Origin of the sequence: Caloramator mitchellensis, from assembly GCF_001440545.1 — a bacterium.
GTDB lineage: Bacteria > Bacillota > Clostridia > Clostridiales > Caloramatoraceae > Caloramator > Caloramator mitchellensis.
Window position 1 is genome coordinate 18,271 of record NZ_LKHP01000011.1, and the last position, 11,836, is coordinate 30,106.

The 11,836-nt window shown below is 34.9% G+C and carries 11 protein-coding genes; 3 read left to right on the plus strand and 8 right to left on the minus strand.

The annotated features are described in order from the left end of the window. Positions 1–68 precede the first annotated feature (68 nt). Entirely contained in the window at positions 69–1,418 is a 1,350-nt protein-coding gene (locus ABG79_RS09110) for a HAMP domain-containing sensor histidine kinase (RefSeq protein ID WP_057979166.1), read from the minus strand. Beyond that, entirely contained in the window at positions 1,415–2,077 is a 663-nt protein-coding gene (locus tag ABG79_RS09115) for a response regulator transcription factor (RefSeq protein ID WP_057979167.1), read from the minus strand. The genes ABG79_RS09110 and ABG79_RS09115 overlap by 4 nt, the downstream gene beginning before the upstream one ends. Positions 2,078–2,215: 138 nt before the next feature. Here ABG79_RS09115 and ABG79_RS09120 point away from each other — a divergent pair, with 138 nt between their 5' ends. Beyond that, positions 2,216–2,692, plus strand: a complete 477-nt coding sequence (locus ABG79_RS09120; protein ID WP_057979168.1) for a DUF2680 domain-containing protein — start codon at positions 2,216–2,218, stop codon at positions 2,690–2,692. 316 nt (positions 2,693–3,008) lie between these two features. On the opposite strand, the gene ABG79_RS09125 is transcribed toward ABG79_RS09120, so the two are convergent. The 5 genes from ABG79_RS09125 to ABG79_RS09145 form a co-directional block, all read right to left on the minus strand. Continuing rightward, positions 3,009–4,358, minus strand: coding sequence for a CCA tRNA nucleotidyltransferase (locus ABG79_RS09125; protein ID WP_057979169.1), 1,350 nt, complete (start codon positions 4,356–4,358; stop codon positions 3,009–3,011). A 40-nt stretch (positions 4,359–4,398) separates the two neighbouring features. Then, the gene (locus tag ABG79_RS09130) at positions 4,399–6,243 is read right to left on the minus strand and encodes an ATP-binding protein (RefSeq protein WP_057979170.1); all 1,845 of its coding nucleotides are present in this window, start codon (positions 6,241–6,243) and stop codon (positions 4,399–4,401) included. An 11-nt stretch (positions 6,244–6,254) separates the two neighbouring features. After that, the gene (locus ABG79_RS09135; RefSeq protein ID WP_057979171.1) at positions 6,255–7,193 is read right to left on the minus strand and encodes a DNA double-strand break repair nuclease NurA; all 939 of its coding nucleotides are present in this window, start codon (positions 7,191–7,193) and stop codon (positions 6,255–6,257) included. Positions 7,194–7,388: 195 nt separating this feature from the next. Continuing rightward, entirely contained in the window at positions 7,389–7,604 is a 216-nt protein-coding gene (locus ABG79_RS09140; RefSeq protein ID WP_057979172.1) for a YuzB family protein, read from the minus strand. Between the two features lie 20 nt (positions 7,605–7,624). After that, a complete protein-coding gene (locus tag ABG79_RS09145; RefSeq protein WP_057979173.1) occupies positions 7,625–8,827 on the minus strand; it encodes an NAD(P)/FAD-dependent oxidoreductase in 1,203 nt (400 codons plus the stop codon). 120 nt (positions 8,828–8,947) lie between these two features. Between ABG79_RS09145 and cooS the strand changes: the two genes are divergently transcribed. Next, positions 8,948–11,077: an anaerobic carbon-monoxide dehydrogenase catalytic subunit gene (gene cooS / locus ABG79_RS09150; RefSeq protein ID WP_057979174.1), complete on the plus strand. Its 2,130-nt coding sequence runs from the start codon at positions 8,948–8,950 to the stop codon at positions 11,075–11,077. Between the two features lie 57 nt (positions 11,078–11,134). Here cooS and ABG79_RS09155 read toward each other — a convergent pair whose 3' ends face one another. Beyond that, positions 11,135–11,350: a YuzB family protein gene (locus ABG79_RS09155; protein ID WP_057979175.1), complete on the minus strand. Its 216-nt coding sequence runs from the start codon at positions 11,348–11,350 to the stop codon at positions 11,135–11,137. A gap of 209 nt (positions 11,351–11,559) precedes the next feature. Between ABG79_RS09155 and ABG79_RS09160 the strand changes: the two genes are divergently transcribed. Next, entirely contained in the window at positions 11,560–11,805 is a 246-nt protein-coding gene (locus ABG79_RS09160) for an AbrB/MazE/SpoVT family DNA-binding domain-containing protein (protein ID WP_057979176.1), read from the plus strand. Positions 11,806–11,836 lie beyond the last annotated feature (31 nt).

The following is an 11,836-nucleotide window of genomic DNA, read 5'->3' on the forward strand; positions in this document are numbered from 1 at the left end:
TGATAGCCCTTATAATTATTAAAACCACCATCTTTTTTCAATATTCACAGTAAGAACACAAACTTAATTCAAATAATATCTAAAAGCACTAAAAACTCCGTTCCCTTTCCAACCTCACTTTTTACTAAAATCTCCCCTCCATGAAGTCTTATAATTTCCCTTGCAATTGAAAGGCCAAGTCCTCCGACTCCCTTTTCCTTTGCTCTATAAAATCTTTCAAATATATATGGAAGATATTCATTGTCAATTCCCTCACCATCATCCTTGATGCTAATCTTAATATTGTCATCCTTAATGAGCCTCACTTCAATTTTGCCATCATCACCCGTGTGCTTTATTGAGTTGCTAATTATATTTAAAATCGCCATTTTAAAATACTCTGCATCTAAAGCAATTTCAGCATAATCCCCAGCTAATTTTATCTCTCTATTTCCCTTCAATATTTTAACCTTATCAATAGCCTCCTGCAAAAGCTCCAATAAATTCACAGTTTCCATTTTCAATGTTATATTTCCTGATTCAATTTTTGAAAGAGTCAAATTCTCATTTACAAGTTTATTAAGTCTTTCAACTTCTTCAATTATTGCTCCTATATATTCCTTTTTCTGCTCCTCAGGCACTAAATCATCATAAAGCGCTTCTGCATAACCCTTTATAATTCCAAGAGGCGTTCTAAATTCGTGAGTCACATTTGCAATAAAATCTCGCCTTAACTTTTCAGTTCTTGATAAGCTAACTGCCATATCATTTATAGTTTTTGCAAGTTCTCCTATTTCGTCACTTGAGGTTATATTAACTCTAGTTTCATAATCCCCTTTTGAAATTTTCTCCGCTGCATTTTTTATATTTAAAATTGGATTTGTAAATGAGCTGCTTAATATAATTGCCCCAAGTATTGAAATTATAATAGCAATTATTAAAAGAACCGTAAATTGACCTTTTAGTCTTGCAACATCATTTTTAACTGTAAAAGATGGAATATGAATAAAAATTGCACCTTTAACATTTTCATTCTTTATTGGATATCCAAGAGTTAAAAGCTGACTCTGCCGTAACATTATTTCATCCTGTGCATAAACCAACTCCCCACCAATTATTTTACCTAAATACTGTGATTCAATCTTAGCAGTTCTTCCAAACATAAAATTGCCGCTTTGAAAAATGATATTCCCTTTTTCGTCAAATATGCTAACTCGTCCGCCAACTGTATTTGCTACACCTAAGGCAGTTTCTTTCATTTTATCAATATCTTCTTTATAATACGAAGCTATCTTCTGAGCATAATTAACAAGCCTATCCCTCTCATTTGCATTATAAAACCTTGTAATCAAATTCCCTTGTAAAAGATAATTGACAAATAAAAGTATCATCAGGAGTAAGCTAGTATAAACCAATAATTTTAATCTTATTCCCTTCATTTTTTCACCTCAAACTTATAACCAACACCTCTAACAGTTTCGATGTAATCTCTATACTCGCCAAGCTTTTCCCTTAAATTTTTCACATGTGTATCAACTGTTCTTAAATCTCCATAATAATCATATCCCCATACTCCATTTAAAATCTGTTCTCGAGAGAGGGCTGTTTTTGGCCTTTCATATAAATAAATCAATAAGTCAAACTCTTTTGGTGTCAAATCTACCCTTTCACCCATTATAAAAACTTCCCTCGCAGCCTTATCTATTATAAAATTCTCTTGCATTGCATCGCTATTCTTGCTTACCCTTTTCAAAATAGCCTTTACTCTTGCAACTATTTCCCTTGGGCTAGCAGGCTTTACAACATAATCATCCACTCCAAGCTCAAAACCAAATATCTTATCCTCTTCCTCTCCTCTTGCTGTTAGCATAATAACTGGGACTTCGCTTATTTTCCTTATCTGTCTTAATGTGCTCCAGCCATCCCTTTTAGGAAGCATAACATCCAGAACAACAATAGAGTGAAAATCTTTTGAAAATTTATCGACTGCTTCTTCTCCATCTGATGCTTCGTCTACCTTAAAACCTTCCTTTTCAAGATAAAGCTTTAAAACTTTTCTTAATCTATCCTCATCTTCAACAAGTAAAATATTTGCCATTATACCACCTCAATTTTATTTTAATCTATTTTAATTCCACATTGAATAATCTTCACCAAATCTACACAATTGAATCACAATATCAACATAACTCAATGGCATAATTAAAGCATAAGGTAAATCAAGGAGGTTGATTTTATGAAAATGAAAAAATTTGCAATCGCAATTGCAGCTACAACTTTAATAGGCTCTACAGCAATGGCCTATGCTGCAACAAGACCAGTTGACATCGTGTCAAAACTTACAGGAAAGAGCGTTGAAGCTTTATATCAGGAAAGACAATCAGGTAAAACCTACGGCACAATAGCAAAAGAGGCTGGAAAACTAGACGAGTTTAAGGCGGAAATGTTAAAGGAAAAGAAAGCTTTACTTGATGAAAGAGTAAAATCTGGAGTTTTAACTCAAGCCCAAGCTGACGAAATCTACAACGCTATTAAAAATAACCAGGTTACATGTGATGGGACAGGCACTGCAAAAATTGGCCAAAAATATGGTGTAGGATTTGGTCATGGAATGGGAATGGGTCAAGGTAGAGGTCAGGGATTAAGAAACGGTTATGGCAGAGGTGCAGCAAACGGATTTGGATTCAGAATGAATCAAAACTTAAACAAGTAACTTCTGAATACTGTGAAATCTAAATGCGTATGAATTTAAACCTGAGGGCCGTCTTGAATCTACAACTTACAAGACAGCTCCCTGGTTTTTTGATGGTCTTATAAAGTCTAATTTGTTTTATTCTTTAATCTTGCAGAAAATATGAAGTGCTCAAAATTTACTCTAAGTTTCCACTAGGTTTTGATGATTATTTAAAATACACAACTTTGTCAACCTATATTATAATCTATTCCTGCGGCTTGAATTTTGTAAAAAACAGTTTTTCTTCTTGTCCAAATTGTCAAACAAATCAAGAAGTCAAGAAATCAAGTGAATGTCACTTATAAAGCCTTTTTACATATTCGATGGCGTCGTCGCGGGACTTGATATTTCCCAGGAAAGTTTCCTCTTGAACAGCATCTAATACTTCACCCACGAATTTACCCTTTTTTCCTGTAAGTTTGATAACATCATCACCGTTAATTAGCTTAGTAGGGACATTCTTCTTCTTATAATACTTATCAATCAATTCCATGCAAAAGCTGAAATATCTTTCCTTTTCGTTGCTATTGTCTAGCAGCCTTCTTGTTGCAGTCACGTCAAACAAAGAAGCCAGAATAACATCCAGAATATTTTCCCCAAAATCTTTAATAAGCCTAAAGAGTGCCCTGTCGCTTGCTCCAGTCTTAAAAAGCCCTAAAATTCTCATGTGCCCCTTAATAACTGAAACACAAACATCCCTCTGTTCCTTCGAAAAATTGTATCTATTGTCAATTTCTTTAAATTCATCAAAGCCGGTTGCATCGTGCCCCTTAAATGTAATCTTATCCCCTTCTTGCCTAAATGCCTTAGGCTTTCCGATATCATGCAAAAGCGTTGCAAGCTTTAAAACGGTTAATCTCTTTACTCCTGATAGTTTTTCTTCTAAATGGCTTTTAATTTCATCACCGTGCTTTGTTTTAAAGACATCCTCAATCATATCTTCAAATGTTTTTATTGCATACATAGAATGGGTAAAAGCATCAACAGTATGGTATTTACACTTTCCAACAAGCTTCATCTTTTCAAAGACGGGAAATATTTCTGATAAAAGACCTATGTCGTCAAGCTCTAACAAATACTTATAGCTGTTGTTGCTCTCGAGTATTTTGAATATCTCATCTATTATCCTCTCGCCTGATGATTCATTTATTCTATTATGATTATTTTTTATAAATTCAAGCACAGCTTCATCAATCTTAAAGTCAGTTTTACTTCTTAGTCTAAATGCCCTCAGCATTCTCAAAGGGTCATCTGAAAGAGCATCATCATAGGCAAGTTTAATTATTTTACTCTCTAAATCATGTCTTCCGCCTAAAACATCAATCACATTGCCACTCAAATCCATAGCCATAGCATTAATAGTAAAGTCTCTTCTTTTTAGGTCTTCCTCTAATGTCTCCCCCTTAAATTTACAGAAGTCATAGGTCTTATCTTCTAACACAACCCTTGCAACATCGTCGTGCATTAAAAATACCGAGCCTCCATAAAAATTTGCAAATTTTTCAGCTATGTTATAAAAATTTTTACCTAACGCAACATCTATATCCTTTGGCTCAATACCTAACAAAGTATCCCTTACAGCTCCCCCAACTATATAGATTTCATAATCTTTTTTATCTGAAAAGAATCTTTTCAACTTATCCATATTTCTCACCCTTTTAAAATATCAAACTGTCTTACAATATTTACTTTGCAACATACATATCGCCAAGAGGTGTTTTTTTATAGTCGATATATCCCTTATCAACTAAGTTATCCAAAAGATTTCTTAAAGTCTCAACATTTGGTGCAACATCAGAGCCTATTTCATCCAATACGCTTATAAATTTAGTAGGCATGATGGGCAGCACCCTTTTAATCCTATCGTAAGCTTCCCTGTATTTTTTATTCATCATATCGTCAAGCTCGTCAAATGGGTTTTCACCATGGCTTGAAGTAGTCATCGCCATCCTAACCCTTATAGCAACTGTCCTTCCTATTATAGCAGATGATACAAACGCATCACCCGATGTCAAATAAGGAAGACGCTTTGCCTCCTCTGAAGTTATGTCAGTCTCTTCTTTTATAATATCTATATCAGAGGCTCTGACTGTTCTAAACACTATTTTAGTATTAAGCTGTGCTGTAATAGTCTCATCCAAAAGAGCAGGTCTTTGGGTTGCAAGTATTAAAAATACCCCGTATTTTCTTCCTTCCTGTGCAATTTCCTTGATTATTGATTTGGATGGAGTCTCGTAACCCTTAGGTGCAAAATTATGGCTCTCATCAAATGCAAGAATAAACGGTGGGAAAAACTCAGCAGCTTCTCCCCTTTGCTTCGAGTCCCTGTATTCCCTTCTTTTATAATACAGATTGCTTATCAAATAGGTGGAAAATACGTTTAAAACCTTAATAGGTCCCTGAACGATTACAGTTTTACCAGCTAAAAGATTGTTTTCAACAGGCCTTATATCGCTTGTGAATATTCCGTCTCTATATAACCTTTGAAGTCTCCACAAAACACCGTTTAATGATGCTGCTGGAATGCTGCTGTTCTTTTTAAAAACTTCAAGCATATCCTCAAGGTCTCTTATTCTTTCCTTTTCACCTTTAGTTTGTGCTTCCTGCAAAAGTTTATTAATCTTATTTTCATTTCCTATTTCAAAGGCTTCTTTTAAAAGATTAAGTCTTCTTTCAAATGTTAAATAACTATCTCTATATTCATGCAAACTTTGTATTACATTTGCCATCGAATCCGTAAGCGTTCCAGCTGCAGCAGATGAGATTATGTTTATAAGGTCCCTTGTATTTAAATCCTGAAACTTAATTCCAATATCCCTTCCTATTTGAAGGCAGGCAAACTTATCTTTAAAGTCTATTGCATACTTGCTATCAAGGCCGCTCCTTTGTGAAAAATCCATTTCATAATGAGGGTCAAGAACAACGGTTGGAATATTTAATTTCATAATCTCTTCAAGTATTACCCTCATGCCAAATGATTTTCCAGAACCGGAACCTCCGAATATCCCAATATGCGGATATTGATTCATGGATTTTATATCAAATACAAACGGAACTCCATTTTGCAATTGTATATTGCCATTTTCAAAAAGGCAAAGTTTATCCTCGAATACTGGGTCTAATGAAGTTTTAAGCTCCTCCGTTGACTTGATAACCCCAAGAACAAGCCCGTTTTCGGGATTTACGCTGACTAAAAGGTCCCTGACTTCACTAAAGCTTGGAACTCTAACCAAACTTCCAGTAGCTACTGGATATTTCGCCTCAACTATTAGCCTCACCTTTGCGATATATATAGTGTTTTCATCGACTTCATATCCAAGATTTTTCAAAGAGTTTAAAACTTCCCTGTCTGCCATCTCGCCGTTTATATTTAGCGATAAAAATTTATTATACGATGAAGTTTCAACAACCTCACCTCTTAAGATTCCCTGCATCTTATCTTCAATTATAAGTATCTGATTAATCTTAAAAGGATTATCCTTTGAAACTACATAAATCTCCTGCTGATTTGTAATTCCTGCAACCTGCATCATAATTCCCCCTATCTTTTGCTTCTCTTAGGATTAAAAATTCTCTCTCTTATGCCCCTATCTATAGTGCTCTCAATTAAAGTCTTAACCATTTCATCCGTTACCTTAACCTCTCTATCTACTAAGTCGAGCCATAGTGGAATTCCTCTTCCTTCCCTCGGAGTTAAAGTATATAAAAGATTGCATAGCTTAAATCCTTCGTCAAACTGTTCTTCTAAAAAATCAAGTCCAATAACCTGGGGGTCGCTCGACAACCTTGCAAAAATGGTTCTAATTCCCTTTTGCTTTTTCTCTGTCTTAACCTTTTCGTTTAATTCAAGAGCCTCTCCTTCTTGTAAAATTCCAAACAAAACCTCTCTATCATAAACAACATTTGAATATTTTATCTCTTCTTTTATAATATTTCCAATGTCCTTAGTCTTAACCTCTTCAGTAACTCCTATGATAATCTTGTTATTTCTTAGCGCTGCATCCTTTAGTTTCTGCCACTCTAAAGGGCAGTCTATTCCATAATGCATCAATGAACCATCCATAAGTATTATATTTGATTTAAAATTTTCGATTGCATGCATTGCAGCATCAAGCTCAAGCTTTGACATCCTTGCCCTTCTTCGCTGCTCATCCTGAAGCTGTCCATCCTCCTCTTCAAACAACGGAGCATACACATCCTGAATAAGCTTTGATTCGTTTAAAGTAGATTTTGCAAGCGCCTGAACTATTGAAATGTAATGTGGATAAATTCCCCCATAATTGTTAATAGAACCATCTACACCTATTATTCCGTCTGTTGCAATATTTGAAATTTCATCTGCACTTAACCTTTTAAAAACAAACCTTCTACTTACTTTATCTAAAATTTCATCTATCTTGTTATTCTTAAAGAATTCATACTCATTTTTTAGCTTTTCATTCAATATATTTAGCTTTTGCTTTAGCGCTTCAAACTCCATAAAACCACCTCAAAATAATTATACCCTTCCAATTGGTGCCTGTCACTTGATTTCTTGACTTCTTGATTTGTTTGACAATTAGGACAAGGGATAGAGTTTTAAATATAAAAAACCCCGCAATGAATGAAGGTAGCATCTTTAATAAATGCCACTATCATTTGCGGGACTAATAAAAGTCAAATTTTTATGTTAGTTTCAAATCATTTCCTTTATCTTTTCAAATAGCTCATCTGCTGTATCGGCCTGCACCAATTCATCATCTACAAGCGCATATGGGCCCACCGCACAATCTCCGCAATAACCAAGACAGGATTCGACTTCCACTTCAACTCCATCCAGTGTCTTTAGCTTCTCTACAACCTCATCAGTTCCATGAGAAAAGTTGTTTTCACAAAACTTTATAACTGGCATGTTATCACCCCTTAAACACTTTATATTTTAAGTTTATCCATAATATAATCTATAGATACATTTTCAAAATTTAAATTACCTAAATCAATTTCTTTTTGAATAGCAGACTTTATCTTTGGAGATTTTTTAGTATCCCCAATTATTATCCCCCCAACAATTTTATTGTCCTTAATAAAAATCCGTTTGTAATTTCCTTCATCACTTTCTTCTACAATAGAATTATCTGCAAAATTTTCTTCAACCATCCCCATAGAAAACAATGATAAATTAAATGCGTTTAATGTTGTAACAGGAACGATGTGTTCATATTTAGCATCCTTCCCAACAATATTATACCCAGCAACCTTTCCCTGTTCTATTGCAATATTCCAAAGTCCAAATATATTCCCATAAAATTCTACAACATCGCCTGCTGCATATACATCAGTTGCACTTGTCTCCATTTTTTCATTTACAATAACTCCTTTGTTAAACATAACTTTTGAGTTTTCTAAATAATCTATATTAGGACTTATACCTGTTGCGTATATTATCATATCTGATGATATTTTTTCCCCTGTATCCAAGATTACACCTTCTGCATGCTCATCACCATATACTTCCTCAACGTTCCTCCCAAGTTTTATATCAATTCCAAATGATTTTATGGCCTTCTCTACAATTTGAGATGACTTTTCATCAAGCTGTTTTGGCATAAGCCTTTCGGAAATTTCAACTATAGTTACTTTCTTCCCATGCTGATTTAATATCCAGGCAGTTTCAAGCCCTTGAATACCTCCACCTATTTGAATAATGTTGTGCGCCATTTTAATTCCTTCTATTATCGTTTTTGCATCCTTTAAAGTTCTTAATGTATAAACTCCTTTCTTTTCAATACCTGGTATTGGAGGGGTATAATTTTTTGCACCGCTTGCCAGCAAAAGTTTGTAGTATGATATAGGCTTCCAGTCTTCTAGATATATAAGTTTATTGTTGGTATCAATAGATAAAACCCTTGTGTTTAGATTTATCTCAACACCATTTTTATCATACCAATCCTTTTTTTGCAGTAATATTTTATCATCCTCTAATTTATCAAATAGACCCTTTGATAGCCTTATTCTGTTATATGGATAAAAATCTTCATCGCCAAACAAAAGTATATTGCTTTTCAAATCCTCTTCTCTAATGGCCTTTATCGCGGATATAGCAGCAATTCCATTTCCAACAATAACAATATTCAAAAGCCCTCGCCTCCTTAATTATATATTTTTTCAAAAAATAGATTTTTTATCATTACTTATGAATAAACAGTTCGCGCTTTTTGCAAACTAAACTTGAATAAAGAAAGGGAGGTATTGTAAATGAGTGACAGCGATATAAAAAAATCATTTTCCGAAAGTGCTAAAAGAATGAGCGGAGATACTCACAGCTTTGGATATCACCTTAGTGACAGCGGATTTAACGACCCAAATTCACATGAAGATATACATAACAAGCTTAATGTAGACTATGAATCAATTGAAAAATCCCCACCTATGGAAGAAGTGCATAAATGGCAGAGGGAACATATTAAAACTAATGATCAATCAAAGGAAGGCTTTCCGTTAAACGTAATAATTGACCCTGCAATGCGTGAAATGTATCAAGTAGTTCATAATGCTGGGATGACAAACGTATTTGATAGATTCAGCCAGCAACAGCCTATACAATGTAAATTCTGTGTAGAGGGACTTTCCTGTCAGCTTTGTGCAAATGGACCATGCAGAATAAGTCCCAAGGTTCCAAGGGGAGTTTGTGGAGTAGATGCTCATACAATGGTTGCAAGAAACTTTATGTATAGACACGTTACAATAGGAACATCAGCAAATATCTTCCATGCTCATCAGGCAGCAAGAACATTAAAGGCTGCAGGAGAACACCCTGAAAGTGGACTTAAGATTAGAGATGCTGAAAAGCTTAAAAAATATGCTGAAATGGCTGGACTTGATATTAACAAACCATCAAATCAGCTTGCAGTTGATTTTGCAAACTGGGTTATGGATGATATACATTCGCCCTTCCATACTCCTTCAAAAACTGTTGAAGCCTTTGCTCCTGCAAAACGCAAAGAGCTTTGGAGAAAACTTGACCTATTCCCTGGCGGAGGCTATAGTGAGGTAGCATATGCGCAGACGAGATGTATGACAAACTTTACATCAGACCCGGTTGAATTTCTTTTAAACAGCGTAAGGCTTGGTATTGCTAACGAATATCAGGGACTTTTCATGCTGGATATATTACAGGAAATATTAATGGGAACTCAAGAAATAGCAATGAAAAAGCAAAACATGGGATTGCTAAAAGAAAATACGATAAATATTATTACAAACGGTCATATGCCTCTACTTGCTCACGTGGTAATCGACCTTGCATCAACAGATGAATGGCAGCAAAAAGCAAGGGATGCCGGCGCTGATGGATTCCAAATACTAGGTCATGTTTGCGAAGGTCAGCAGCTTATAAATTATCAAGGAACTCACAATCAAAAGGCATATACAGGACAAGAGGGAGAATGGCTGTCAGAAGAATATCTTATTGCAACAGGTGTTGTAGATCTATTTATGTTCGACTACAACTGCACGGTTCCTACCCTACCAATCTATGCTAAAAGATTTGGAACAAAGCTTGTAAGTTCACACCCTGTAATAAAGCTTCAAGGAACAGAAACTCTAGATTTTATTCCGGAAAAAATGAGCGAGCAGGCAGCTAAGGTTTTAAATATGGCAATTGAATCGTTTAAAAATAGAAAATCTGAAAACAGGAAGGTATATATACCACCTCACGTTTCAGAATGTATGGTTGGATTTAGCACTGAATCTGTGAAAAAGGCGCTTGGTGGCAGCTTCAAACCATTAATTGAACAAATTGCTAATGGTAATATTAGAGGCATTGCAACAATAGTTGGCTGCACAACAGCAAGATATGGTCAGGGAGGAAGCAATATATTTAAAATTACAAAGGGACTAATTGAAAATAATATACTTGTATTGTCAGGTGGCTGCACATCATCTGTTATGGAATACACTGGCCTTACTAATCCTAATGCTGCAGATGAAGCAGGTGAAGGTTTAAAATCTGTTTGCAAGCAGCTTGGAATACCACCTGTTCTAACCTATGGTGCTTGTGTTGACATAGGTAAGATGACACAAACAGCTAAGGAAATTGCTGACGAACTTGGAGTAGATACAAATAAACTGCCTTTAGTAATAGGTGCACCAGAATATCTAGAACAAAAAGCTGTTGCTGATGCCTGCACAGCTGTTGCCCTTGGTTGGCTTGTTCACATTGCACCAGTTCCATCAATCACAGGAAGCGATTTAGTAGTAAAGACTCTTACAGAAACAACCGAAACATTAGGGCTTGGCAAAGTTGTTGTAGAAATGGATGCTGAAAAAACTGTTAAAATATACGTTGACCATATTGAAAAAAAGCGTAAAGAATTAGGTATATAATAAATTAGGGGCTGCGGCAAAATAAGTTAAATATATTTGTGCAACAGCCCCTAAAAATTATATCATTTCTTTTATTTTATCGAAAAGAGCATCTGGACTATCGGCTTCGATAATTTCACCATCAACAAGTGCATATGGTCCTGCTGCACAGTTGCCGCAATAACCAAGGCAAGGTGCCACTTCAACTGAAACTCCTTCAAGAAGTCTTAGCTTTTCTACAGTTGTATCTGTGCCATGTGCAAAATTATTTTCGCAGAATTGAATAACCGCCATAAAATCACCTCAAAATAATCAATTTTTATTGATAACTATTATCATATAATAATTATAACACCGTATGATGAATTTGTAAATCGTTAAAATTGTTAATAAATTAACTTTAAATTTATAGTAAAATTTCAATTTAAGATATTGACTATTAATGGGAATACTGTTATTATTTAATTAAGAAATGTCGAATAATGTTGATAGGAGGAGAAATAATGAAATCAACAGGTGTTGTAAGAAAAGTAGACGAGCTAGGTAGAATAGTAATTCCAATCGAATTAAGAAGAACTTTGGAAATTGGTGAAAAGGATGCTCTTGAAATTTACGTAGATGGTGAGCAAATAATACTTAAAAAGTATCAACCAGCTTGCATATTCTGCGGAGATGCAAGGGATGTAATAAACTACAAAGGCAAAAATATTTGCAAAGTTTGCTTAAACGAATTAAAAAACGATAGATAATCCCCTTTAGGCATGCAGATTACCCCCCATA

Bases quoted from the DNA above. Each gene is read 5' to 3' on its own strand.
- ABG79_RS09160 (WP_057979176.1), top strand. From the start codon at position 11,560: ATGAAATCAACAGGTGTTGTAAGAAAAGTAGACGAGCTAGGTAGAATA.
- ABG79_RS09140 (WP_057979172.1), bottom strand. From the start codon at position 7,604: ATGCCAGTTATAAAGTTTTGTGAAAACAACTTTTCTCATGGAACTGAT.
- ABG79_RS09130 (WP_057979170.1), bottom strand. From the start codon at position 6,243: ATGCAGGTTGCAGGAATTACAAATCAGCAGGAGATTTATGTAGTTTCA.
- cooS (WP_057979174.1), top strand. From the start codon at position 8,948: ATGAGTGACAGCGATATAAAAAAATCATTTTCCGAAAGTGCTAAAAGA.
- ABG79_RS09125 (WP_057979169.1), bottom strand. From the start codon at position 4,358: ATGGATAAGTTGAAAAGATTCTTTTCAGATAAAAAAGATTATGAAATC.
- ABG79_RS09120 (WP_057979168.1), top strand. From the start codon at position 2,216: ATGAAAATGAAAAAATTTGCAATCGCAATTGCAGCTACAACTTTAATA.
- ABG79_RS09110 (WP_057979166.1), bottom strand. From the start codon at position 1,418: ATGAAGGGAATAAGATTAAAATTATTGGTTTATACTAGCTTACTCCTG.
- ABG79_RS09155 (WP_057979175.1), bottom strand. From the start codon at position 11,350: ATGGCGGTTATTCAATTCTGCGAAAATAATTTTGCACATGGCACAGAT.
- ABG79_RS09115 (WP_057979167.1), bottom strand. From the start codon at position 2,077: ATGGCAAATATTTTACTTGTTGAAGATGAGGATAGATTAAGAAAAGTT.
- ABG79_RS09135 (WP_057979171.1), bottom strand. From the start codon at position 7,193: ATGGAGTTTGAAGCGCTAAAGCAAAAGCTAAATATATTGAATGAAAAG.